The sequence below is a fragment of the Paenibacillus sp. Y916 genome (assembly GCF_056786435.1).
This window is the reverse complement of the sequence record NZ_JBXCJA010000001.1, coordinates 19,401-44,645: the sequence shown is the minus strand read 5'-3', so window position 1 is coordinate 44,645 and position 25,245 is coordinate 19,401. Positions and strand designations below refer to the sequence as shown.

Below are 25,245 nucleotides of genomic sequence, written 5' to 3'. Positions count from 1 at the left end.
CATGTCCGTCGTCAGAAAATCGCCTATGTTCTGTTACGTACACGACGTAGAATGGTTCCAATAATTTGAGCGGTTTGTTCCATCTCTTCAGTAGTGTTACCCAAACCAAAGCTAAAACGAATCGCTGAACGCATAATAGGCTCAGAAAGATTCATGGCTTCGAGAACATGTGATAATTCTATTGAACCTGAAGTACATGCCGAGCCACTGGCTACTGCAATTCCTTCCATATCCATACCCAGAAGTAACGTCTCTGAATCCAGTTCAGGAAAACTAATATTGAGTATGTGAGGCAGAGATTCCGTAGAATGACCATTCACAATAAATGAATCACTACCTACCACCCGTTCTAACGCTAAGAGCAATGTTCTTCTAAGAAGTAAATAGTCATCTTTTCCTTCTTCAAAGTGACCTGACACAAGCTCGATAGCTTTCGCGAATCCCACAACACCCGCAATATTCTCTGTACCTGCACGTCGTTTCTTCTCTTGGAGACCCCCATGTAGCTGAGCATTCAACTGGATGCCTCGCCGAATATAAAGAGCCCCCACACCCTGTGGCCCATTGATCTTGTGCGCAGAAAAACTCATAAGATCAACAGGTAAATCTGCACATGAGATGGGAAGGACCCCCAACGCCTGCACAGCATCTACGTGAAAGAGGATACCCCGACTTTGCGCAAGCTTGCCTATCTCTTCAATAGGCTGGATTGTGCCTACTTCATTGTTCCCATACATTATACTAATGAGTATCGTCTCGTCAGTTATCGCGTCCACTACATCCTGAATCTGAATCCGTCCGGTTGAATCAACTGGAAGATATGTAATCTTGAATCCCTGACGCTCCAATTCAGTGCATGAATGCAAAATCGCATGGTGCTCGATGGAAGAAGTAATGATATGTCTGCCTTTATGGCTTAATAATGAAGATACCCCAAACAAGGCTAAATTATCACTCTCTGTACCGCCACTTGTAAATACGAGTTCATCAGGTGAGCATCCCAACAGACGGCTCACCTGATCTCTTGCTCCGTTCAACGTCCGCTTCGCATCTCTACCGAATGAATGAACACTTGATGCATTACCATAATGTCCGGTCATCATATTCATCATGACCTGTGCTACATCTGGATGAATAGGTGTAGATGCCGCATGATCTAAGTAAATTGATTTCATAATGTGGCCACCCTAATTAAATATAGAACATATAATTGTCAGCAGTACTCTTCTCTTCAAAGGAAATAAGATCTGCCAACGTTGTAGAATCTAACGCTTGAGCAATACCATCTCGAATTCGAAGCCATAAATCTCTCTTCGCTGGATCATCCTCTTCTGTGAAATCAACGGGTGAGATTGGACCTTCAAGTACACGAATAACATCACCTGCAGTTATTGTTGCTGGTTCGCCGAATAAAATATATCCTCCGTACGCCCCGCGAATACTTTTAACTAATCCAGCATTACGAAGCGGTGCAATCAATTGTTCCAAATAATGCTCCGATAATTGATTCTTCTCAGCAATACTCTTCAGTGAAGTAGGCCCTTCTCCAAACTTTAATGCAAGCTCCATCATAATGGTTAAACCATAACGTCCTTTTGTTGAAATTTTCATGTATGGCACCTCTTTCTATTATTCTTAAATTATTGTATGATTATTTATTGTTTATTTCGATGCATTCCTATCTATTCCGATCATTACCCTATGCATATACTAACATATTGAGTTCCTATATGGAAAACAAACTATTACAAATGTTTGAATTGCCCGCGCTGCGTGGACATATTAATGATTGTGTGACACAACCATTAATATGTTAAACTACAGTAAGTAAATAATTTCAGTAAAAAGATGGTGATATATATGTCAAAAGAAAATAATAACACCCGCGTCGTTGTCGGCATGTCTGGCGGTGTCGATTCATCCGTTACAGCCTTACTTCTAAAGCAGCAGGGCTATGATGTGATCGGTATTTTTATGAAGAACTGGGATGACACAGATGAACTAGGCAATTGTACGGCAGAAGATGACGCTGAAGACGTGCGCCGTGTTTGTGAACAGATCGATATTCCCTACTATACAGTCAATTTTGAGAAGGAGTACTTCGAGAAAGTATTTTCCTATTTCCTAGATGAATATAAGGCCGGAAGAACACCGAATCCTGATGTCATGTGTAATCGTGAGATCAAATTCGGGGAATTTCTGAATAAAGCACTCAATCTTGGAGCAGACTATGTCGCCACAGGACATTATGCCAGAGTAGTGGAAGAGGATGGCTCATATAAATTATTACGCGGTATAGATAACAATAAAGATCAGACATACTTCCTTAACGCCTTGAATCAGGCTCAATTCTCCAAAGCAATGTTTCCGATAGGCCATCTACCTAAACCTGAAGTACGACGCATTGCTGAAGAAGCAGGTTTGTCCACTGCTAAGAAAAAAGACAGTACCGGTGTTTGCTTCATCGGTGAACGTAATTTCAAGGAATTTCTCAGCCAATACCTGCCAGCTCAATCTGGACAAATGGTTGATATCGCTACGGGCGAAGTTAAAGGACAACATGACGGGCTTATGTACTACACCTTAGGTCAACGCCAAGGTCTTGGTATTGGTGGATCAGGCACAGGAGAACCCTGGTTTGTAGCTGATAAGGATCTAGATCATAACATCCTCTACGTGGTGCAAGGAGATAATCACCCTAGCCTATACTCCACTGGTCTTATCGCAACGGGAGTCAATTGGATCGCCGGAGACGACTCATTGCCCACTGAACCCTATACTTGTATAGCTAAATTCCGCTACCGTCAGCCCGACCAAGCTGTGACGCTGAACTGGCTCCCAGATGGAACGGTTCATGTTAGCTTTGATAAGCAACAAAAAGCTATTACTCCAGGACAAGCCGTCGTGTTCTACCAAGGTGAAGAATGCCTCGGCGGTGGTACTATCGACAAAGTCGACAAAGTCCCTTATATTATTCCTTCTTTGAAAGTAAAATAAACCCACAAGTATAACAATTTAAAATACCCTTCTCGTTATAAAACGAGAGGGGTATTTTGATGATAATATAACCTTTTCCACAATCACTAGCAAGTGTTATTCACGCCTGCGCTCTTGATTCAGCTTAATCTTAGATTCATTCCCCTGCTCAGTCGCTTGATAGAACACCCGTCGCGAGATCTCTTTAGGTAAATAATCTTGCTTAACATAATGATTAGGGAAATCATGTGGGTATTTATAGCCTGCGTGTCCTAGCTTCACAGCACCTTTATAGTGAGTGTCTCTCAAATGCAATGGTACTTCTGCTGATCTTATATCTTCCATAGCGCTCATTGCACGTGAAATTGCTAAGGTTACAGCATCCGATTTAGGACTTTCCACCGCGAATAATATCGCTTGTGATATGTTCAGTTTTCCTTCCGCCCAACCATTATTCCGGTAGGCATCTAGCGCACTTATTGCCTGTACCATCGCTTGCGGATTGGCAAGCCCTATATCTTCACTGCATGCTGCTATCAACCTTCGTATGAATACCATCGGATCCATCCCAAGCTTCTCAACACCATATAGAAACCAGAATATTGCTGCATCACTGGAACCACGAACACTCTTATGAAAGGCTGATATGATATCATATTGTGTCGACTCATCCGCCTTCACAATAGGGCGCCGGATCGATTCTTCTGCTACTTCGATCGTAACATGTATCGTACCATCATCTTCTGGCGTTGTAGTCAGAACTGCAAGTTCCAGTGCATTAATCGCTCGACGAATATCTCCGTTTGCCATTGTTGCTATATGTTCTAACGCTTCCTGATCTACATCAAGCTTCATGAAGCCAATCCCTTTATCTGAATCAACCAGTGCTCTTTTCATAGCGATTAGAGAATGTTCCTTGGTTAACGAATTCAATTGAAAGAGAGTCGACCTGCTCATCAGTGCTCCATTGACGTAATGAAATGGATTCTCCGTTGTAGCCCCAATAAATACAATGGTTCCCTTCTCCACCGCAGGTAACAAGGCATCTTGACGAGAGCTATTAAACCGATGCACTTCATCTAAGAATAGAATCGTCTTAGTTCCATATAAAGTCTTGCTAGTATGGGCTTGTTCTATAACTTCACGTACATCTTTAACCGTAGCTTCCACCGCATTGAGACGTACGAATGTAGCCTTCGTATGATGAGATATAATATGAGCTAACGTTGTTTTACCTGATCCAGGAGGACCATATAAAAGAATCGATGACACTTGATCTGCTTCAATCGCGCGTCGCAATAACTTTCCAGGTCCAACAATATGTTCTTGTCCAATATATTCACTCAGATTCACCGGTCGCATCCGATCGGCGAGTAGCCGCGAATCCATATCCGATTCCTGCTGAAACGAGAATAAATCCATTATATTTTCACGTCCTTGTTCACATTCATAGATTAGTAGGTTATTAGATTATTCATCCATCATATCACATCAAGCATAAACATAAGAAAAGTGCCATTTGACGTCCTTAGTTAAAAGAAATAATAGAAAAGGCAAACCAGCTCTGGGCCTACGCGGCTAGAGTGGTTTACCTTTCATGCTGATTATCTTTCAAGCAATACACGTATATTAGTTCGTGCACCGTGTAGGCTTTTCAAACAGGAGGTTAAGACATTAAATCGTTTCCTTTATAGAAAAACGACGATGGCGAATTGCAGTATAGATTGCTGCTATAGCTAACAACACTGCTGAAATTATAAATATGATTCGTACATTCCATATTTCAGCAAGAGCACCAAAAGCTAAAGATGAAACTGCGAATAATAACGAAATCAACGCGCTTTGTACAGCATAAATTTTAGGAAGTTCTTCAGTGCTGGCTGATTTTTGAAGAAATGTGTTCACAGCAATTCCTTTTAGTTGTTGAAAAATCCCAATGAATCCTACAAATACTAGGGACAGCCAAGCAATCGTCGTTAAACCGAAAATGAGTGTCAAGATACTGATTCCAAAAGAAAAAATAATCAAAACATACTTTAATTTTTTCTCGAATACTGAGGAAAAACGTGAGCATATAATCCCGCCAACGACCATTCCGATAAAAAACGATGTATTTATATACCCCCACCAAGCTTCAGTCTCGCCAAGAGTTTCCGTCACGAAGACATAGAGTATAGAAGCAATCCATACAACATCTGCAACGGATTCAAATACGATGATTACATGGAGACTCTTATACAGAGGATTTCTCCATACGATTTGCCAACCTTCTTTTAACTCACCACTCTGACGATCTTCGGAATTTTTTTTATGAAATTCGGTTGGATCAACAATCTTAATCATTAGTAAGGTAGCTATCAGATACAATGCCAACGTGATTAAAATAACATTTTGGCCGCTTAAAACTGCAACAAGTAAACCACCAAGTGCCCATCCAGCTAAATTAACTGTTTCGTAAATAATGGAAAAGAAGCTATTGGCTTTCACAAGTTCACTTTTCGGAACCAAACGTGGTAACATGGCTTGGCTTGCTGGCGCTGCCCACCCGTCTAAAAATGCAATTACAAATACGAAACTTATTATAACGAGTATGCTTGACCATATGTGAAATACTAAGATAAGCGATAGAAAACATAATAATAGTGTTTTACACACTTGCGAACAAACAAGCAGGGTCTTTAGTCTATATCGATTTAACAATAGCGGAGAAATCATCCCGCTAATAAAACGACCAAACATACTGAGAAAAGGTACCAATGCTAATATAAATGGCGACTCTGTCAAAGCATACAAGATCGAAATAAGCCCCACGATATAAAAAATATCACCCAAATTGGCCATTGATTGACCAATCCAAAGAAAACGGAAAGATTCACTCTTCATTCTTACTACCCCTTTGCAATCAAAATTTAATTCTGATTAGTACAGGGTAGTTTTTACATTCGTCTTATACCTCCCAAAATCTATTATTATTTACAAGATAAAATAACACCAACTATTAATTATAAAAGACTCGAAATCAACACAATTTATAGAAGTAGTAAGAATGAGTTATATAGTTCCATTATAAGTAAATTCGAGATATTTAGATACAACTATTTCAGAACACTATTCAAAAAACTTATACTTTCAATTAACATAAGAAGGACTGTCCGACATCATTTGCCGGACACTTCATTCCGAGTAGTAATCAGCTTCCGTGTTCCACTAAGGTTCCTTGAATTGTTCTCAAGGGATGAAACACGACTTTAAAGGCGGACCGTAAACTTTTCGCTCCATATCCATCTCCTTCTTTTATTCCACTTTCGAGAGCATTACTACTTCTAGATTTGTTGCTAACCGCTCTTCGATCCGATAGGTGTATCTATGTACTCATTCATAATACTCGGGATACATTTCTCCTCCACAGCAAGTGTATACAATACAACTAAATCCAGTTTGGTGCTAGTATAAATAGTGGACAAAAAGTGATCATTTAATGAAGTCCAACAAATAGAAGTACAGAAAGAAGTATTGGGTAAATGCCCGCTCTATAGCCATGGGATTATTGAAGGGACTAAAGAGTACGATTGCGGTAAAAAGATTAATTAGCAAAAAAGGCAATATATTCGATGCTAACTCAAATTTTAGATCGGTGGCTATTAAAAATGTGTCTAGAATGTTACTTTTACTTCTTGGTCCATTCTTTTTTTCTGTCACAATAAATTACATCCTCATGCGCTTTTAACAAAACGATACGTATCGTATCACTTTTCAATTGTTATTCATTACTTGTTTATTATACATCCGGCCCGTTCATCTATCCCCATAATCTTTACAAGGAATAGATAAACTAGAGGCTCGAATAATTTATTTCTAAAGATTACTATCAAATGCTTAATAATTATCGATTGTCTTCGTAACAAGCTCAGTAAGTTCAGCATCGTCCATTAATGAACCATCCCAAACAACAGTCATGCCTGTAATTTTACCTTCATCATTTAATTCTAAAGCTGTGGTACCACGAGGTAATGATGAATTAGCATTTGCCCATTCATAACCGCCACCTTGGTCGCCTCCTACTACATAGCGAATGGTTGTATCAGCACCATATGGTAAATTCTGTGTTGCTTTTTTAAAGAAACGTGCAATCGCTGCTGGTCCTTCGATTTCTGTGCGTAACGTCATATCTTCAAATACGCCATCATATGCGAATAATGCAGCTGCTGCTTCATAGTCATTTGCTGATAATGCGTCATTTAATTGTTTTGAGAGATTTCGGATTTTTTCAGATGCATTTTGTTTGATATCTTCACCTAAATCAGCTTGGTATTGTTCTGCAGGTGTTTGAGTCTGTCTCAAGTAATCTTGTGACCAAGTGTTACCATCCCAATAGTCAGCCCAACGTGTAATTTTACCTTCATCGTTGAATGTAACGGATCCTATCAAACGAATTTCTTCGCCGAATAATTCAGGTGTATCTGTAAATAACACCATGGCGCTATTTTCGTCACCTATAATTTTTGTTGCGTAAGATTTTCCTTCACCCCAGTTTGGCATATACCCTTCAAACGTTGATTTTAATACGTCATATGTGAATGGCCAACCCAATGTCACATCGTAGTATTCCACACTTTTATCGAAGAATGACATAGCACCTTCAACATCTTGTGTGGACTTAATATTAAAGAATGAATTTAATGTAGCGACTACTTCATTAGAAGCATGCGTTTTATCTGCAATATCTGGAATCACCATTTCTACTTTTTCTTTATTAGTTTCTGCAGCTTTTGTATTTGTGTTTGTCTCAGTTGCTGCCCCTTCATTTGTACTTGAACAACCTGCCATAATAGCTACTGTTACGCCTAATATTACTAATCCTTTTTTCATTTCTAATACACCCCATGCTTTCTTTTTTATTTTCCGAAATGTTTATTAATTGCATCTTCAACTTGCTTCAACATACCTTTATATGCTTCTTCATCCAGGTATCCAATATTTCCGAATAGTAAATGGTTCACAGGTTCAATTCCAGTAAAATTCCATATTCCAATGTCAGAAGTGATGTTTCATAATATGTTAGCTCCTTCTAATTAATTTTGATGATTAAATAAAGCTTGATTATTAATCATAATCCTATAGTATAGTACTATGTTCATAATTATAAGTAGTAACTTTTTAAATACGTAGTCACAAAAATAGTACCATCAAGGAAGAGAGGGCTTTGTATGACACAAAGTAAGTTTCAAGGTGAATCTCCCATAGAAAAAATGAAAATTTGTCCAGTTACACATACTCAACTCATAATTTCGGGTAAATGGAAACTCCCTATTCTATGGCAGTTAAGTAAACAGACAAGAAGATTTAGTGATCTTCAAAGGTCATTACCTGGGGTTTCAAAGGGAATACTAACACGTCATTTGAGAGAATTGGAAGAAGATCAAATGGTTCATAGAGAAGTATATAAAGAAGTCCCTCCTAAAGTAGAGTACTCATTAACATCTACAGGGAAAAGTTTTATACCTATACTGGAAAGCATGAGCGAGTGGGGTGAAATTCATAAGAAGAGTATATAAAAAGGAAATGCGTCAACACATACTGAAAAAGCTAATTCCTATATTGTAGTAGGTCTTAGCCTTTTCCTCTTCACTTTAACTCATATATTTCAAACTTCCACCCAACTGCCAAGTTCATAACAACGTCCTTGGTGAAAAAATGAATAATAGAAAAGATAAACCACCTCTGAGCTGAACTGCACCCCGATTGTTAGACACAACTAACAATCGGGGTGCAGTTCAGCTAGGGTGGTTTATCTTTTCATGCTGATTATCTTTCAAACAATACACGTATATTGCTTTGCGCACCGTGTAGGCCTTGCAAACAGCGGGTTAAGACATTAAACCGTTTCCTTAATGAAAACTGCGAATAATAACGAAGCCAACACAGTTTATAGTGGTAGTAAGAATGAGTTATATAGTTCCATTATACGTAAATTCGAGATGGCTTGAACTAACTCTTCACAGTAGATTTACTAAGCTCAACCCTCATTTTGACAATCACTTTACGTATACTATCTTCAGATAAATAATAAGCTTGCTGAAGATCCTCCACAGAGCGACCTTCTGAATATAATTGATATATTTCTTCATTCCGACTAGTAATCAGCTTCCGTGTTCCACTAAGTTCTCCCCAGCCTACACGCTGATTGTTCTTCTTCGGGACATATATTATTTCCCCCTGAATATACTTTTGAAGTTCTTTCAACAAATCAGGTGGAAGTACATCCCTGCCATTTTTGTAATTCGCGATAATCAATTGCCTCCTTAAACGATTGCTTTTGTCTTGCTCCATTTAAGTCTGTTTTACAAAAATTCATTGATTTCGCCTCCTTTTCGTTTATGTATTTTGAACTTCCTCTATTATACTCCATAGAACACTATTATGGCATTAAAAGTAATAAGGGAGACCGCTTGCAGCGGCCTCCCCCTACTACGGGTTTCCGCTTACGCGGAAACCACCTCGTATGCTTTGATCATTTCAATCAGCCTCCTTTCACGGCGTAATGGTCGGTCCGACACCCTTATTAACTCATATAATCAGGGGGCACAACAAGTGAAAGAATAAGTATAACTATTCTTTATTCAGGCCAACCATGAACCGCAATATCCTCTTCCAAACTCTCTAAATAATCAGGAATAGCTTCACCATGCAGAATCCATAGCTCATGCAGCGCACGCGTACATCCTACATACATCAGCTTAGCATCCCATGCCTGTGGACCATAATGGTCTACATCCGCATCGGCAACAATAACAGCATCAAATTCCAAACCCTTGGAGAGATATACTGGAAGTACAGAAAGCCCTCCTTGGTAAGCTTGCTTACTTCCATCGATCAGATGGATATCCGATCCATTGCCAGCTAATTGTTCATGTAATTCTCTAGCCTCACGAAGGGTTCTCGTCAGAATGGCTACCGTTCGGTATTCTTTGGATGAGAGCCGTTGTAATGCTTCTTGCAAACTACTCAACCTTGCTTCGTCACCGTTGCCATAAGGAATCAACCGAACAGGATCTCCACTACGGAATACTGGAACAGCCATCAGATCACTTTGAACACCCTTCTCAAGAATACCATTTGCGAATTCGATAATCTCCATCGTTGAGCGATAGCTTCGAGTTAAGGCGAAGTAGGCTGTCTCATCTGGTTGGAACAACGAACTCATCTCTTCCCAATGATGAATACCCCGGTAAGCATGAATACCTTGTGATAGATCACCTAGAATCGTAAAGGAATGACCCCGCACAAACAAATCTAATACAGCTACTTGAAATGGGGAGAAATCTTGCGCCTCGTCAATAACGATATGGTCAAATCGCTGCTCACTCGTATTGCTGTGAAGTAAATAGTGAATGTACAGAAGTGGTGATAGATCCTCTTCACGAATAATATCTTTCTTAAGATCTTGTTGCGTTGATTTCAGTACACTGGCAGGAATACCTTGTAAAAATTCCTCTGACCAACTGGATGGTGTCTTCAAGGTACGGAATAGTTGTTTATATAAAATCAAAGGCTCATACTTAGGCCATTTGGCTGCATAACTTTTCTCACGTAGTGTTGCCTTTTTCTTACGTTCTTTAAGCACCTTTTCAGATGGTGATTTCTTGAGTTCCATCTCCACCCAACGATGAATTCTCGCCATGACGCGTTCTTTGCGTTTGGCAAGGGGATAAGGCTTATATTCTTCATTATACCAATACAGAATCTTGTCGCGTGAACACACGGCACCTTCCCATGGGGAGAAGTCCCCTTCAGGGACGGACGAAGTCTCCAAAGACTCTATCAAGCTTGAGATCATCTTCATAAGTGTCAATGAGCCTTTAAATCGACCAGATACCTCATCATTTAATTCACGAGTTTCACCCGAATATTCGAACCAATAGTGGAGCGTCTCCGCAGCATCTGCAAGAGGTAAATTCAATTCAAGGACATTCATGGCCCAATCAGCAAATGTACTCTGTTGTATATCTCCCACACCTAATTCTGGTAACACATCAGATATATAATCCAAGAACATATGGTTCGGGGCAAAAATAATCATTTTTTCTGCCGTAACCTGCTCCTTATACTGATACAGCAAAAATGCCAACCTGTGTAAAGCCACAGTCGTCTTACCGCTACCCGCTACCCCTTGAATGATAAGCGCTGTGTTCTTAGCTGCACGAATGATTTGATCCTGTTCCGCCTGAATAGTTGATACGATATCGCGCAGACGATTATCTTTGTTCTCGCCAAGACGATAGACTAGAAACTCATCAGAGACAGCTGGTTGCTCATTCTCCCGATTATATGTATCCGCAACTCTCTCCAATACCTGCTTTCGGATAACAACGTTTCGTTTTAGATAGACAAGCCCCTCAATCCAACCCTCAGGTGCTTCATATGACGTAGAGTCCTCACCACCCGTGAATGAGTAAAAAAGACTCGCAACAGGCGCTCGCCAATCGATCACAAGTGGCTGTTCAGTAATAATTTCTCTATCCACACCTATCTTACCAATATACAGTGGTTTTCTTTCTTCATCCTGCGTAGCTTGGAAATCCAATCGTCCAAAATAGGGTTCATTAACGCTTTTGCCTAGTGCAATGCGTTTCTCTTCCCGTGCAGCCTCAAGGACTTGTTCAGTGAAATCATGTCCAGTATAGACATCAATACCTTGTAATCGCTTCAGCTGCCGATCAATTTCCGAGATTGAATCATTTAGCCTTTTCTCTTCCTCTTGATAGGCACTTTGAAAATCTTCTTCCATTTCAGTTACCTCCTAAAAGTTTTATGGAGCTTTGCTTCCTGTGTTACTTCGCAATAAAACTCGCTTCGAAAGCATTTACTTAGTTTTGTGGAGCTTTGCTTCCTGTGTTACTTCGCAACAAAACTCGCTTCGGAAGCATTTACTTAGTTTTATGGAGCTTTGCTTCCTGAGTTACTTCGCAACAAAAGAAGCTAATTATAGCATACCGATAGTTCAGAAACCACAGTTGATTCCCTCAATCCCATTTCTTATCCTTCCTTAAGAAAAACGCCGATCAACGCCTTCACCATTGACTATTAGGTACATTAAATACATCTAAATTCAACCCAATCCCTCTGAAGCTAACTTTAGTTGCATGGAGTACATCTAGAATACTGGAATCCTCACTTTTCAGCGTTATCGCCATTTTTAACTGTAGTTTCGACAACTATTTCTCCCTTTCTCTTCTTTTTCCGCTAATTAAATGCAGTTTATGCATCTATTCTAGTCTCACCTTCACTACCTTCATCACGAAGCATTGTTCATCACTCTAACATCTCCACTCTCTGCAAAAATGGATAGTCTTTTAAAAATCATAAAGGGTAGGGCGGACATTTCTCCAAAAAGCTTATACTTTCTACTATGTAAAAAAAGGCGTGAACACCGAAACTCGGTATCCACGCCAGAGCTCTTATGAAATTAGTTACTCTCGCTTATGTCGTAATCCCATTATTCGCAAGAAGATCACGAACCGCAACGCTGGACATAATCAATCCTACGACGGGAGGTACGAAGGCATTACTTGCCGGTGGCTGTTTAGCCTTCCGAATATTAGGAGCATTATCCGACACTATTTTCTGCGTAATATCTTCTCGGGGCTTAATCGGGTTCTCTGTCGAGAATACGACCGTCACACCCTTCTTAATGCCATCCTTACGAAGTTTAGTCCTGATCACTCGGGCGAGTGGATCTACTGTTGTTTTGGATATATCAGCTACTTGGAACCTTGTTGGATCCATCTTATTCGCTGCACCCATACTAGAAATGATCGGAATTTTCCTCTTCAGGCATTCTTTAATAATGTGGATTTTATATGAGATGGTGTCTGATGCATCCAGTACATAATCCATTTCGTACTTGAACAATTCCTCATACGTTTCATCCGTATAAAACATATTGAGTGCGATAGTCTCACAATCAGGGTTAATCAATTTAACACGTTCAACCATCAATTCCGTTTTTTCCCGACCAACAGTCGTTATTAGCGCATGGATTTGGCGGTTTACATTCGTAATGTCCACGACATCTTTATCAATCAATATGATTCTTCCAACACCCGTACGGGCAAGGGCCTCCACTGCAATCGCCCCTACCCCACCAATGCCGAGAACCGCTACTGTACTATTCTTCATAACTTCAAGACCTTCAGTACCAATCGCAAGTTCCGTACGTGAGAATTGATTCAGCATGGTGTAGAATCCCCCTCTACTATTTCTTGTCTTCGCCAGGCTTTTTCGCCAATTTAATATGAAGCTGTTCAAGCTGTACATTTTCAACTGGAGAAGGAGCATCCATTAACAAATCTGTTGCACTAGCTGTTTTTGGAAATGCAATCGTCTCACGAAGGTTAGTACGTCCAGCTAATAGCATGACAAGTCTATCTAGACCAAAAGCAATCCCACCATGCGGAGGTGTTCCGTACTCAAATGCATCAAGAAGATAACCAAATTTATCATAAGATTCTTCAGGAGATAGACCGAGTGCGTTGAACATTTTCTCCTGAATTTCACGTTTGAATATCCGCATCGAACCGCCACCAACTTCATAGCCATTCAGTACAATATCGTAAGCTTCCGCACGCATCTTCAGAGGATCTGTATCGAACAACTCCACATCTTCATCCTTTGGACGAGTGAACGGATGGTGTTCTGCTATATAGCGTTTTTGATCATCATCATAGCTAAGCAATGGGAAGTCCAATACCCAGACAAATTTGAATTCTTTGTCATTAATTAATCCCAGTTGACGACCAATTTTTAGACGCAATGCACCTAGAACATCTGCAACGACCTTGCTATTATCCGCTGAGAATAACAATAGGTCTCCCTCTTCAGCCCCAGTACGTTCTTTAATCGCTTCAATTTCTTGTTCCGTAAAGAATTTCACGATAGGCCCTTTAAATTCGCCTTCTTTGACTTGAACCCAAGCTAAGCCCTTCGCTCCATAACGACTAGCGTATACTCCTAGTTCATCGATATCTTTTCGACTCCAAGTACCGCATCCTTTAGCGTTAAGACATTTCACTTCTCCGCCTTTCTCTATGACAGAAGCGAATACCTTCACCCCGCTGGTTGCGACAATATCGTTCAACTCAACGAGTTCCAAACCAAAGCGCAAGTCTGGTTTATCGGAACCATACTTACTCATAGCTTCGGCATGACTAATACGTTGGAATGGTGTCGGTAATTGTACACCAACCGTTTCTTTAAAGAGACGAACCATCAATTTCTCCATCATTTCCAAAAGCGTATCTCGATCTAGGAAAGATGTCTCAATGTCGACTTGAGTGAATTCTGGTTGACGGTCTGAACGAAGATCTTCATCGCGGAAGCAGCGAGCGATTTGATAATAACGTTCTATTCCACCTACCATCAATAATTGTTTGTAGATTTGTGGAGATTGAGGAAGTGCAAAGAATTCTCCAGCATGTACCCGACTCGGTACCAGATAGTCACGTGCACCTTCTGGTGAACTCTTGGTCAAGATCGGAGTTTCTACATCCATAAATCCTTCTTCATCCAAGAAGTCACGGAATACTTTGGTTGCCTTTGAACGTAGCATAAGTGTCTGTTGCATCTCTGGTCTACGCAGATCCAAATAGCGATACTTCAGACGAAGTGATTCATCTACTTCAACACCATCTTCAATGAAGAATGGAGGTGTCTTCGCTGCATTCAACACATCAATTTCTGTAATTTGAACTTCAATTTGTCCTGTAGGGAGATTAGCATTAACTGTCTCCGCATCCCGCATCACAACTGTACCTGTGACGGATAGGACATATTCACTACGTACCTTATCAGCAATCGCTAATGCGTCACCGGAGAAAGCTGGACTAAATACAATCTGTACAATACCGCTACGATCACGGAAATCAATAAACATAACGCCGCCAAGATCACGACGAGTCTGCACCCAACCATTTAGGGTAACCGTTTCTCCGATCTGTGCTGTCGTTATTTTTCCACATTGATGTGTTCTACTCATGATTCATCATTCCCCTTTTATATAATTAGCCTTGTTGGCGGTTTACACTAATTTCAGATGGAGCTCGTCCAATTTCACAGTCTGCTGTTCACCTGTCACCATAGACTTCAACGCTATTTCACCACGACCCAGCTCATCATCTCCAAGTATAGCCGTATAACGAGCCTTAAACCGATCGGAGGATTTCATTTGTGCTTTCATTTTACGTCCCAAATAGTCACGTTCTACTGAAAATCCGTGTTGACGAAGCTTGAATACTTGTTTCGTAATCTCTTTATCAGCTTCTTCACCTAAAGCAACGAAGTATACATCCAACGATTTCTGAACCTGAAGTTCAACCTGTTGCTTCTCAAGAATCAGTATGATGCGTTCTAGACCTATCCCAATACCAATCCCTGGTTGATCTGGACCGCCTATTCCACTGACAAGTCCGTTATAGCGCCCTCCGCCACCAATCGTATCGATAGCGCCAATGCCCTCTGCTTTGAATTCAAAGGCAGTATGCGTATAATAATCCAAGCCACGAACGAGTCGAGGGTTAATCACATAGTCTACGTCCATAACATCCAAATGTTGCTTTACTTTCTCAAAATGTGTACTGCATTCTTCATCTAGACTTTCTAGTATGGAGGGTGCATCCTGAAATTTATCTTGATCAACCTTACAATCCAATACACGCATTGGATTACGATCTATCCGTGATTGGCAGTCTTTGCATAAACTGTCCTTCATCGGGTTGAGATAGGCAAGCAATAGCTCTCGGTAAGCGGTACGCGTCTCTGCTGTTCCTACAGAGTTGATCTCCACCTTCACACCTTGAAGCCCTAATTCTTTGCAAAATTGATAACCAAGCGAGATAACTTCTGCATCAATAGCCGGATCAGTGGCCCCAAAAGCTTCTACACCAAATTGATGAAACTGACGATACCGTCCTGCTTGAGGACGTTCATACCGGAACATAGGCCCGATATAATATAACTTGCATACATCAGGTTCACCATATAACTTATTCTCCACATAGGCTCTCACTACGCCTGCTGTCCCTTCTGGACGCAAAGTCATGCTACGGTCGCCCTTATCATTGAACGTATACATTTCCTTCTCAACAATGTCTGTTGTATCTCCAACACCACGTACAAACAAATCAGTCTGTTCAAAAAGCGGTGTGCGAATCTCGCGGTAATTAAACCGTCGACATAGATCTCTCGCCTTCTGTTCGACATATTGCCACTTCTCTACAACACCTGGTAATAAATCTTGTGTTCCTGTTGGTTTTTGAAAGGCCATTACAACTACCCCCTATTACATAATTAACCATTTTAAAATACAAAAAAATCTCCCGCCCTGTTCAAAAAGAACTAGGGACGAGAGATTATCATTAACATAATCACCCGTGGTACCACCCACATTATCGGATAACATCGCCATGTCATGATCCAAAAGATCATTCCATCGCTATCCGCTCATACGATTAACGCCCGTTCAGCGCAGTGTAGCTACTATAAATATACGAATCCTCCAGATCGAGTATTCCGCTTATTTCGCCAACTGTTCTCGAGGAAGTCATTCATCTGGTCAACAAGAGAATCCTTACAGCCAAGGGACTCTTCTCTGATCTTGTGAAGCTCAGATTACTTAATCCTGTCATTGAATCAATTTTCAACTATTTGTAGATTGTAATGAACTAGCGCGCTAAAGTCAATAGCTGACGTCATTTTACGACAGAAAAAAGACCTACAATCGATATCGTAGGTCCAAAATTATATTAAAAAAGGGGGTCATAGGTCTATTATAGTCAAGCTATGTTAAGAGAACATGAATACTACATTACGGTTATATTACATTTTTGGAAGCGCTTTAATATGTGCGTTATTTCGACGGAGTTTTTGAACAATTTCATCATAGTGTTCATCTTCAACCTTCGTAACAAGAACATAATTTAAGCCTTCATAATTATCCACATCGGTAAGATTCGTCAATCCCTCTCTTGGGTTGACATCTGACTCTGTTGACATATCTGATTGGGGATCATTCTCCATTACAATAGGAACAATATTATTTCCCGCTACACCGCCTGCTCCAGACATGCCGAGAGCTCCCACTGAAGTCGTATTATCTGAAGGACTAATAGCCACTAAAGGTGTTAGAAGATTAGTACTTCGGCCAATGGTATTCTCAAGCTTGCTAACTTCCAGGTTCTCAGTTTTATAGGCTAGAAGAGATGTTCTTGCACCTTCCGCTTGATCTTCCGTTTGAAAATAGGCTTGAATTTGTTTCGTCATGGGAAGTCCTCCTTTTTTCAGATCACAATCTTACATTACATTCTAGTGTCTAGTCTGTTATTACCCAAAAGTCATACTTTCATAACATCAGCAAGAAACAATCAATAACTTTTCGCTATTCGCCAAAATGTAAAAAAGACAACTCTTCAAAGTTGTCCATTTCAGAATTATCTAATGTCTAGGAATCTGATTTCTCCACTGCCCTTTAGGGCTTACGAGACCTAATGGAAATGACGTCGTATTCGCAGCACGATCATTGTGAATGATTTCAGCAATATGACCCATTGGGAGCAACGATAGTGCTTGGCAAGATGATTGTTTCGGTGAGTGACGCATGCTGTATAGTACTCCTTTGGTAAATAAGAGTGATCCTCAACTTCTACTCTCATCTTCCCCTGGGAAGTCCTATTCTATGCGTCTGACCTGCTTTCAATAATTAAAGTTACAGGTCCCCAATTCGTTAAAGAAACATCCATCATTTCGCCAAATTTACCTGTTTCAACTTGAAGTCCCTTAGCACTCAATTCTCGATTAAACAATTCATAAATTTCTTCAGCTACATCTGGCTTTGCTGCAGCCATAAAGTTCGGTCGCTTCCCATTACGACTATCCCCATAAAGTGTAAACTGAGATACTGATAATATCGCACCACCCGTATCTTTAACACTAAAATTCATTTTCCCTTGCTCATCTTCAAATATACGTAAACCGGATACCTTTTCTGCCAAATATTTAGCATCCTTCTCTGTGTCTCCATGAGTTACACCTACGAGAACCATCAGCCCGTGACTAATCTGTCCTACGATATGGCCATCAACTGCAACAGACGCGTCTTTGCAGCGCTGGATAACTACTTTCATAAGCTCTTACTCGCTCCCTTATCAACCATCTCGCGATTATTGGATAATTCGGTTAACTGTATATACATCCTTCACCCGTTTAATTCGTTCAACTACCGAATGAAGATGATCCGTGTTACGGATCAGAATAGTCATGTGCATCTGAGCCATTTTATTCTTATCAGAACGACCAGTAACAGCTGAAATATTAGTCTTTGTCTCAGATACTGCTTGTAGCACCTCATTCAATAGACCGTTGCGATCATGACCAGTGATCTCGATGTCGACGCTATAATTAGCTTCGGCCTGTTCTTCCCACTCAACTTCGATAACCCTTGCTGCTTCCTCCCCATCCATGTCTGTGGGAATATTCGGGCAATCGATGCGATGAATAGATACTCCTCTTCCGCGTGTCACATAACCGCTAATATCATCACCTGGAACAGGGTTACAGCATCGTGCGAACCGCACCAATAAGTTATCAATCCCTTTTACACGAACTCCATTCGTAGGGCGATTTCTTTTTTCTACCGTAGGGGCTTTAATCTCCTTGATTTCCAACGTCAATTCGATCAGATTTGCTTCTTCCTGTTCCTTGCGTAACTTCTCCGTCAACCGCGAACATATTTGAGATGCAGTTATACCACTATATCCTATAGCTGAGAGCATATCCTCCAAGTCATTGAAGGCGAACTTCTTAGCCACTTCCATTAATTTATCTTCAGTCATCCATTCTGAAGGCTCCAAAGCAAGACGCTTCAATTCACGCTCAACAGATTCGCGTCCCTTTATAACATTCTCTTCTCGTCTCTCCTTTTTGAACCACTGCTTAATCTTACTCCGAGCATGAGAAGATTGCGCAATCTTAAGCCAATCCTGACTAGGACCGTAAGAATGTTTAGAAGTCATGATCTCAACAATATCTCCGGTCTTCAGTTTATGATCTAGAGGCACTATTCTACCGTTCACCTTAGAACCAATCGTCCGATTTCCAACTTCTGTATGAATTCGATACGCGTAATCTAACGGAACTGATCCTGAAGGTAGCTCTACAACTTCTCCTTTAGGCGTAAATACAAACACTAGATCCGAGAAGAAATCCATCTTAAGTGATTCAACGAACTCGGAGGCATCTTTAGCCTCGTGCTGAAGTTCAAGAATTTCACGGAAGAATGTTATCTTGTTATCGAAATTACCTGCCGCAGCTACACCTTCCTTATACGCCCAGTGAGCCGCAATACCAAATTCAGCAGTCCGATGCATTTCTAAAGTCCGAATTTGCACTTCCGTAGGCTCACCATTAGGACCGACTACGGTTGTATGCAACGATTGATACATATTAGCCTTAGGCATAGCGATATAATCTTTAAATCGTCCAGGCATAGGCTTCCATAAGGTGTGAATGATGCCTAATGTAGCATAGCAATCTTTAATATTGTCCACAATAATACGAATAGCTAACAAATCATAGATCTCATTAAATTGTTTGTTTCTTGTAGTCATTTTATTATAAACACTATAAATATGCTTAGGCCGACCCGAAAGATCACCATCAATACCCATTTCTTCTAATTTCTCTTTAATCTTTAAAATAACATTCTCAATAAACTCTTCCCGTTCGGCACGCTTCTTGTGAATTAGATTCGCAATACGATAATACTGCTGTGGATTTAAGTATCTTAGAGAAAGATCCTCCATCTCTCCTTTAATGGCAGAAATACCAAGCCGATCAGCGATTGGACAAAAGATCTCTAATGTTTCATAGGCAATTCGACGTTGACTCTCTTCCGATTGAAACTTCAACGTTCTCATATTATGAAGACGGTCAGCTAATTTAATAACGATGACACGTATATCCTGTGCCATGGCAATAAACATTTTGCGATAATTCTCATTCTGCTGCTCTTCCTTAGAACCGAACTTAATTCGTTCAAGCTTAGTAAGACCATCTACAAGCATTGCACAGGTATCGCCAAATTGGTTGCGAATCTCCGCCAAGGATACCGTTGTATCCTCAACGACATCATGTAGTAGTGCCGCAATAATGGATAGTGTATCCATCTGCATACTCACGACAATTTCTGCAACCGCTAACGGATGCAGAATATAAGGCTCGCCCGATTTACGTACCTGACCGTAGTGAGCCTGGTCCGCGAAATCGTATGCTTCACGAATGCGAATCAGATCATTTTCTTTTATATAGGCTTCAGCCTTTTCAAGTAATCTATCTATGCCCATTCTAGTCAATTCCGTTTCCCTTCTATATAAAATGGAACCCGCATCTTATATATACTTGGCAGGTTCCCTCCGTGTGATTTTTTATTAATTATGACGCTTACGACGCAATACGTCAACACTTCATCCAATCACTGGTAAACCCTGACAATGAAAGGGCATTATCGACATAAAAGTAGTCTATTCAGTGTTTTTTACGAAAATGTTATTGTAATATTCAGCAAATCTATTTACTCTTAGTAAGATCCATTTGTACACCGTCACATTAATAAATAAAATAGGAGTGAGATTCTTTGCAAAGAGAAATTCAAGTCAATGAGAAATTACCTTTCGGCCCAGGCTTTCTACTTAGCCTACAACACTTGTTCGCGATGTTCGGTAGTACCGTATTAGTCCCCAATCTATTCGGTGTCGATCCTGGGATGATTCTACTTATGAATGGGATTGGCACGCTATTCTATATTTTGATCTGCAAGGGCAAGATCCCTGCTTATCTTGGCTCAAGCTTCGCATTTATAGCACCTGTTTCTTCCGTGATATTAGCAAATCCCGATAACGGATATTCTCTAGCGCTAGGTGCATTCATTGTTACAGGAGTTATTTTCTGTCTCGTTGCACTGATCGTAAAGATTGCGGGTACAAGCTGGATTGATGTTGTATTCCCTCCAGCGGTTATGGGAGCGATCGTTGCAACCATCGGACTTGAACTCGTTCCCGTTGCAGCACGAATGGCTGGACTTATCGCTCCTGAGGAAGCAGCTGCTACCTGGAGTCCAGATCCCGCTACCATCATTATATCCATGACAACATTAGGGGTGACGGTTATCGGTGCGCTTATGTTCCGTGGATTTCCGAAGATTATACATATTCTAGTCGGAATTGTAACGGGTTATACACTGGCATACTTCATGGGTGAAGTTGACACAGCAGCGATTGCTGGAGCTAGCTTCTTCTCTGCTCCACACATTACAACACCGAGCTGGAACTTAACCGTCATTCTAACGATTATTCCAGTATCCCTTGTTGTCATTGTTGAACATATTGGTCATTTACTTGTAACTAGCAGTATTGTTGGTAAAGATCTAAATAATGACCCTGGTCTACACCGTTCATTATTGGGCAATGGGATTTCAACGATTTTCTCTGGATTTGTAGGTTCAACTCCTAATACAACTTATGGAGAGAATATAGGCGTCATGGCTCTTACGAAAGTATACTCCGTCTTCGTTATTGGTGGAGCTGCTATTATCGCTATTGTGCTATCCTTTTCTGGATCTTTCTCTTCTGTTATTTCTAATATTCCGCCTGCAGTTATGGGTGGCGTATCTCTACTCTTATTCGGTGTCATTGCAGCTTCAGGACTTCGAATATTTGTAGAACGAAAGGTTGACTTCTCTAAAGCATCCAATATGATATTAGCTACTCTAGTACTCGTTATTGGTTTGAGCGGTGCAACACTCAGCTTCAGTGGTATAGAGCTCAAAGGTATGGCTCTTGCAACGATTGTAGGTATTGTTCTTAGTCTGTTCATCAAATTAATTGATGTGCTTGGCTTATCGAATGAAAAAGAAGATAGTGCTTAACAAATATCCATAACATCCTAAGCATGAATAAAAGCCCTCTTCCTTATATACTGGAAGAGGGCTTTTTATCGTATTCATTTCACACTATTTCCCGGGAAACTTGTTACTTATGATTCATAGGATAGAAGTGAGAGTACTTCAACATCCGTTAACTTGTCTCGTCCATGTAAATGCTCCAACTCAATTAAGAAAGCAGCACCCACGACATCTCCACCCAGTTGACGAACTAAGTTCACAGAAGCAGAGATGGTTCCTCCAGTAGCCAATAAGTCATCAGCAATCAGTACCTTCTGTCCCTTTTGAATAGCATCTGTATGCATCGCTAGAGAATCTTTACCGTACTCCAAATTATAGCCAGCCTCAATGGTCTCGTACGGTAGTTTACCACTTTTACGAATGGGTATAAAACCAACACCCAATGCGTAAGCAAGTGGTGCTCCAACGACGAACCCGCGTGCCTCTGGACCAGCAATAACGTCGATCTGAAGATGGGCAACAAGCTCCTTCAGTTCATCGATTGCCTTCTTGTACATCGGTCCATTCTGAAGTAGTGTCGTAATATCTTTAAAGCTAATCCCTTGTTCTGGAAAATCTGGAATGACGCGAATATAATCCTTCAAATTCAAATTCAAATTGGTATCCTCCTAAAAGTTTTTGAGCGTTACTACTTGATATACTTCGAGAAAACTCACTTCGGAAGCATAATCACAGTTTTTGAGCGTTACTACTTGATATTATGAACCCTCTCTTAAGAGGGATAGCATCCATTGCGTCAATTGTGCGGTATTCGTATCGAAAAGATTCTGCTCCATCTCTGCAAGAATAACTAATTCACGAAAATGTGCAGATTGATCAAGGCCCTTCTTCGAAGGGGTAGAGACAAGATTAATCATTCCATCGTTCCGCTCGATAAATGATAACTCTTCGAATACGTCCATCATCAAGGAGAGCATCCTTACCGACGTCGAAGATTGACGACTAATTTGACCTAATACATCCTTCTCCGGTAAGGGTTCAGACCCTATTCGAGACAACATGATATATAACTTTTTAAATAATTCCCTATCTGGAACTTGGAGCTTCTCTTTGACATCGCTCTTAACATCATATCCAAAAAAGACATTATGCAATGACTTGAAATCGGCCAATATCATATGAAGCTGCCGCGGAGATCGGGGTGCATCCAAAACAAATAAAGTTGTTATATCATCCTTCCCCTCTTGAGATGCAACTAAATTAGTCGCGACAATTCCATCGACCTCATCATATACCCAAAGGGATAGTTCATTCAAATCATTTGTTACATCCTTGGTCGTCTCTTCTGCAAATATAGCTGCTATTTGAGTAGTTTGACCCCTTAGACGCGAATTCAAGAGTTGCAAATAAGTATTTATTACCCCTTGTGATCCTTTCAATCCACGTAAATCAAAAACTTGTGGCTCAGATATCATGATATCGTGAAGCATAAGTTGAAGTTTACGGGAACCATTCCACTCATTAATAGACAACTCTCCGATGACATCGATTGAAGCACCTATTGTCAATAGGTCAGCCAGATCACCTTGCCCGAAGGAAACAGCTTCCAACCTGCTATTTCCTTGCTGCATAGTTAGTCTAAGATGCTTCTGATCACGACCCATTTTACGAGTTTCCTGCAGTGTCACGTCTCTTATAATGAAGCGTGGTACCGGATTAGCCATTCCAAAAGGTTGTAACAACTCCAGTTCTTCGATCACTGAAATCGGTAAATCCGCCAGTTTCCATTCTCCATCGGCAACAGTAACAGGAATTAGATCTTCTGGCATTAAGATCACCTTGGCATATTCATTAAGAGCATATTCAAATTGTTCTAACTGATCTACATGCAAGCTCATTCCAGCAGCTGCAGGATGCCCCCCATAATGATCCATTAAATGTTTACAAGAGGTTAGAGCCGCATGAATGTCGATAGCTGGAATAGATCGGGCTGAACCTTTACAAGTTCCACTATCTGCATCAATTCCGAGAATGATGACGGGGCGATAGTAACGTTCTAATATTTTGGAGGCTACAATGCCAACCACACCAACATTCCAACCATTACCTGCTAATACAATCACAGATGGTAGTCCGCGAGACTCTATTTTCCCTTCAAGTTGAGCTAAAGCTTCTTGAAGGATATCTTCAACAACGGTTTGTCTTTGTTTATTTAAGCCGTCTAATTCATGAGCTAAGCCTATAGCTACAGTGGAATCCTCCGTTGTCAATAAAGAAACCGCTCTTCCAGCATGATCAAGTCTACCACTCGCATTAATTCTCGGAGCCATTCCAAACGCAATATTCGTCGAGGTCAATGTCTCTTTGTCTATTCCACTTACTTCAAGCAAGGCTTGAAGTCCTGGAAAAGAAGATCTTCGCATTGAGGTGATCCCTGTTCGAACAAGAATGCGATTCTCACCTGTCAGCGGCATTAAATCGGCTACAGTACCTATCGCAACGAGTTCAGTCCACTCAATAGGTGGGTTGCCTAATAAAGCCTGACATAGCTTGTAGGCAACTCCAACGCCCGCTAATCCTTTATAAGGATATAGGCAGTTGGACAGCTTCGGATTAATTAGGGCATAGGCATCTGGCAATATATCCGGTGGTTCATGGTGATCCGTAACAATAACATCGATCCCAAGAGAATTCGCATAGGATATCTGATCCACAGCACTTATTCCTGTATCTACAGTGATGATTAGAGAGACACCTTGTTGATGAGCCCAGTCGATAGCATGATTATGAAGTCCATATCCTTCGTTAGAACGATGGGGAATATAAATATCAAACGATGCATTCATATGACGCATAAGATAAATCATCAAAGATGTGCTTGATACGCCATCTGCATCGTAATCACCATACACTAAAATATGTTCTTCACTTTCAACAGCATGAACAATTCTCGGTACCGCTTCCGTCATTCCTCGTAATAAAAAAGGATCATGTAAATCATCCATGCTTCCTTGTATAAACATGTTAGCATCTTCGACAGTACATACCCCTCTAGTTATTAAAAGAGAGGCTATCAACGGAGATATAGACAATGCCTTGGCAAACTCCTCTGCCGTATTAGCATTGAATAGTTGTGACTGCCACTTATATTTCGAATGGAGCACGTCAATTCACCTTTCTTTCTCTTACCTTGTTCATATTCAAATTCATAAAATGCGTGTTCAAAAAGTCAGTTTTTCAGCACCGAGAAGATTGGATGAAGATAGGGAGTGAGGAGCGGAGCGTAGGCAGTACCTACGTGAGCACCGGAAGGACCGGCT

20 protein-coding genes and 1 pseudogene are annotated in these 25,245 nt (G+C 40.6%); 3 read left to right on the top strand and 18 right to left on the bottom strand.

Annotated features, from left to right (window positions below):
- Nucleotides 1–23: 23 nt before the first annotated feature.
- Both AC1TO9_RS00260 and cymR read right to left on the bottom strand, forming a co-directional pair.
- Nucleotides 24–1,175: a cysteine desulfurase family protein gene (locus tag AC1TO9_RS00260; protein ID WP_482058091.1), complete on the bottom strand. Its 1,152-nt coding sequence runs from the start codon at nt 1,173–1,175 to the stop codon at nt 24–26.
- A gap of 16 nt (nt 1,176–1,191) precedes the next feature.
- A complete protein-coding gene (cymR, locus tag AC1TO9_RS00255; RefSeq protein WP_482054544.1) occupies nt 1,192–1,611 on the bottom strand; it encodes a cysteine metabolism transcriptional regulator CymR in 420 nt (139 codons plus the stop codon).
- 249 nt (nt 1,612–1,860) lie between these two features.
- On the opposite strand from cymR, the gene mnmA reads away from it, so the two are divergent.
- Nucleotides 1,861–2,997, top strand: a complete 1,137-nt coding sequence (mnmA, locus tag AC1TO9_RS00250; RefSeq protein ID WP_482058090.1) for a tRNA 2-thiouridine(34) synthase MnmA — start codon at nt 1,861–1,863, stop codon at nt 2,995–2,997.
- Nucleotides 2,998–3,093: 96 nt separating this feature from the next.
- On the opposite strand, the gene AC1TO9_RS00245 is transcribed toward mnmA, so the two are convergent.
- From AC1TO9_RS00245 to AC1TO9_RS00230, 4 genes and pseudogenes are all read right to left on the bottom strand, one after another.
- Nucleotides 3,094–4,398 carry a replication-associated recombination protein A gene (locus tag AC1TO9_RS00245; protein WP_482058089.1) on the bottom strand — a complete coding sequence of 435 codons (1,305 nt, stop codon included), beginning with the start codon at nt 4,396–4,398 and terminating at the stop codon, nt 3,094–3,096.
- Nucleotides 4,399–4,650: 252 nt separating this feature from the next.
- Nucleotides 4,651–5,859 (bottom strand): MFS transporter, encoded by a 1,209-nt coding sequence (locus tag AC1TO9_RS00240; protein ID WP_482058088.1) that lies wholly within the window; start codon nt 5,857–5,859, stop codon nt 4,651–4,653.
- 993 nt (nt 5,860–6,852) lie between these two features.
- Nucleotides 6,853–7,845, bottom strand: a complete 993-nt coding sequence (locus AC1TO9_RS00235; protein WP_482058087.1) for a nuclear transport factor 2 family protein — start codon at nt 7,843–7,845, stop codon at nt 6,853–6,855.
- Nucleotides 7,846–7,871: 26 nt separating this feature from the next.
- Nucleotides 7,872–8,021: pseudogene (locus AC1TO9_RS00230) on the bottom strand (NAD(P)H-dependent oxidoreductase); the annotation flags it as partial.
- 162 nt (nt 8,022–8,183) lie between these two features.
- Here AC1TO9_RS00230 and AC1TO9_RS00225 point away from each other — a divergent pair.
- Nucleotides 8,184–8,531 carry a winged helix-turn-helix transcriptional regulator gene (locus AC1TO9_RS00225; protein WP_482054539.1) on the top strand — a complete coding sequence of 116 codons (348 nt, stop codon included), beginning with the start codon at nt 8,184–8,186 and terminating at the stop codon, nt 8,529–8,531.
- Nucleotides 8,532–8,964: 433 nt separating this feature from the next.
- On the opposite strand, the gene AC1TO9_RS00220 is transcribed toward AC1TO9_RS00225, so the two are convergent.
- The 10 genes from AC1TO9_RS00220 to AC1TO9_RS00175 all read right to left on the bottom strand — a co-directional run bounded on the left by AC1TO9_RS00220 (nt 8,965) and on the right by AC1TO9_RS00175 (nt 20,369).
- Nucleotides 8,965–9,306, bottom strand: a complete 342-nt coding sequence (locus AC1TO9_RS00220; protein ID WP_482058086.1) for a CD3324 family protein — start codon at nt 9,304–9,306, stop codon at nt 8,965–8,967.
- Between the two features lie 286 nt (nt 9,307–9,592).
- Entirely contained in the window at nt 9,593–11,764 is a 2,172-nt protein-coding gene (locus AC1TO9_RS00215) for a HelD family protein (protein ID WP_482058085.1), read from the bottom strand.
- A gap of 283 nt (nt 11,765–12,047) precedes the next feature.
- A complete protein-coding gene (locus tag AC1TO9_RS00210) occupies nt 12,048–12,170 on the bottom strand; it encodes a hypothetical protein (RefSeq protein WP_482058084.1) in 123 nt (40 codons plus the stop codon).
- Nucleotides 12,171–12,456: 286 nt separating this feature from the next.
- Nucleotides 12,457–13,212: a tRNA threonylcarbamoyladenosine dehydratase gene (locus tag AC1TO9_RS00205; RefSeq protein ID WP_482054536.1), complete on the bottom strand. Its 756-nt coding sequence runs from the start codon at nt 13,210–13,212 to the stop codon at nt 12,457–12,459.
- 19 nt (nt 13,213–13,231) lie between these two features.
- On the bottom strand, nt 13,232–15,010 hold the full coding sequence (aspS, locus tag AC1TO9_RS00200) for an aspartate--tRNA ligase (protein ID WP_482058083.1): 1,779 nt from the start codon (nt 15,008–15,010) through the stop codon (nt 13,232–13,234).
- A gap of 42 nt (nt 15,011–15,052) precedes the next feature.
- A complete protein-coding gene (gene hisS, locus AC1TO9_RS00195) occupies nt 15,053–16,297 on the bottom strand; it encodes a histidine--tRNA ligase (RefSeq protein ID WP_482058082.1) in 1,245 nt (414 codons plus the stop codon).
- A gap of 551 nt (nt 16,298–16,848) precedes the next feature.
- Complete coding sequence (locus tag AC1TO9_RS00190) at nt 16,849–17,292, bottom strand: hypothetical protein (protein WP_482054533.1); 444 nt, start codon at nt 17,290–17,292, stop codon at nt 16,849–16,851.
- A 171-nt stretch (nt 17,293–17,463) separates the two neighbouring features.
- Complete coding sequence (locus AC1TO9_RS00185) at nt 17,464–17,628, bottom strand: hypothetical protein (RefSeq protein WP_482054532.1); 165 nt, start codon at nt 17,626–17,628, stop codon at nt 17,464–17,466.
- Between the two features lie 74 nt (nt 17,629–17,702).
- Nucleotides 17,703–18,152, bottom strand: a complete 450-nt coding sequence (gene dtd / locus AC1TO9_RS00180) for a D-aminoacyl-tRNA deacylase (protein WP_482054531.1) — start codon at nt 18,150–18,152, stop codon at nt 17,703–17,705.
- Nucleotides 18,153–18,188: 36 nt separating this feature from the next.
- Nucleotides 18,189–20,369, bottom strand: coding sequence for a RelA/SpoT family protein (locus tag AC1TO9_RS00175; protein WP_482055216.1), 2,181 nt, complete (start codon nt 20,367–20,369; stop codon nt 18,189–18,191).
- A 290-nt stretch (nt 20,370–20,659) separates the two neighbouring features.
- Between AC1TO9_RS00175 and uraA the strand changes: the two genes are divergently transcribed.
- Nucleotides 20,660–21,949 (top strand): uracil permease, encoded by a 1,290-nt coding sequence (gene uraA, locus AC1TO9_RS00170; RefSeq protein WP_482058081.1) that lies wholly within the window; start codon nt 20,660–20,662, stop codon nt 21,947–21,949.
- A 107-nt stretch (nt 21,950–22,056) separates the two neighbouring features.
- On the opposite strand, the gene AC1TO9_RS00165 is transcribed toward uraA, so the two are convergent.
- Together AC1TO9_RS00165 and recJ are read right to left on the bottom strand one after the other, a co-directional pair.
- Entirely contained in the window at nt 22,057–22,575 is a 519-nt protein-coding gene (locus tag AC1TO9_RS00165) for an adenine phosphoribosyltransferase (RefSeq protein ID WP_482055215.1), read from the bottom strand.
- Nucleotides 22,576–22,683: 108 nt separating this feature from the next.
- Nucleotides 22,684–25,089 carry a single-stranded-DNA-specific exonuclease RecJ gene (gene recJ / locus AC1TO9_RS00160; RefSeq protein WP_482058080.1) on the bottom strand — a complete coding sequence of 802 codons (2,406 nt, stop codon included), beginning with the start codon at nt 25,087–25,089 and terminating at the stop codon, nt 22,684–22,686.
- Nucleotides 25,090–25,245: the final 156 nt, after the last annotated feature.

Bases quoted from the DNA above. Each gene is read 5' to 3' on its own strand.
- AC1TO9_RS00260 (WP_482058091.1), bottom strand. From the start codon at position 1,175: ATGAAATCAATTTACTTAGATCATGCGGCATCTACACCTATTCATCCA.
- cymR (WP_482054544.1), bottom strand. From the start codon at position 1,611: ATGAAAATTTCAACAAAAGGACGTTATGGTTTAACCATTATGATGGAG.
- mnmA (WP_482058090.1), top strand. From the start codon at position 1,861: ATGTCAAAAGAAAATAATAACACCCGCGTCGTTGTCGGCATGTCTGGC.
- AC1TO9_RS00245 (WP_482058089.1), bottom strand. From the start codon at position 4,398: ATGGATTTATTCTCGTTTCAGCAGGAATCGGATATGGATTCGCGGCTA.
- AC1TO9_RS00240 (WP_482058088.1), bottom strand. From the start codon at position 5,859: ATGAAGAGTGAATCTTTCCGTTTTCTTTGGATTGGTCAATCAATGGCC.
- AC1TO9_RS00235 (WP_482058087.1), bottom strand. From the start codon at position 7,845: ATGAAAAAAGGATTAGTAATATTAGGCGTAACAGTAGCTATTATGGCA.
- AC1TO9_RS00225 (WP_482054539.1), top strand. From the start codon at position 8,184: ATGACACAAAGTAAGTTTCAAGGTGAATCTCCCATAGAAAAAATGAAA.
- AC1TO9_RS00220 (WP_482058086.1), bottom strand. From the start codon at position 9,306: ATGGAGCAAGACAAAAGCAATCGTTTAAGGAGGCAATTGATTATCGCG.
- AC1TO9_RS00215 (WP_482058085.1), bottom strand. From the start codon at position 11,764: ATGGAAGAAGATTTTCAAAGTGCCTATCAAGAGGAAGAGAAAAGGCTA.
- AC1TO9_RS00210 (WP_482058084.1), bottom strand. From the start codon at position 12,170: ATGGCGATAACGCTGAAAAGTGAGGATTCCAGTATTCTAGATGTACTC.
- AC1TO9_RS00205 (WP_482054536.1), bottom strand. From the start codon at position 13,212: ATGCTGAATCAATTCTCACGTACGGAACTTGCGATTGGTACTGAAGGT.
- aspS (WP_482058083.1), bottom strand. From the start codon at position 15,010: ATGAGTAGAACACATCAATGTGGAAAAATAACGACAGCACAGATCGGA.
- hisS (WP_482058082.1), bottom strand. From the start codon at position 16,297: ATGGCCTTTCAAAAACCAACAGGAACACAAGATTTATTACCAGGTGTT.
- AC1TO9_RS00190 (WP_482054533.1), bottom strand. From the start codon at position 17,292: ATGACGAAACAAATTCAAGCCTATTTTCAAACGGAAGATCAAGCGGAA.
- AC1TO9_RS00185 (WP_482054532.1), bottom strand. From the start codon at position 17,628: ATGCGTCACTCACCGAAACAATCATCTTGCCAAGCACTATCGTTGCTC.
- dtd (WP_482054531.1), bottom strand. From the start codon at position 18,152: ATGAAAGTAGTTATCCAGCGCTGCAAAGACGCGTCTGTTGCAGTTGAT.
- AC1TO9_RS00175 (WP_482055216.1), bottom strand. From the start codon at position 20,369: ATGGGCATAGATAGATTACTTGAAAAGGCTGAAGCCTATATAAAAGAA.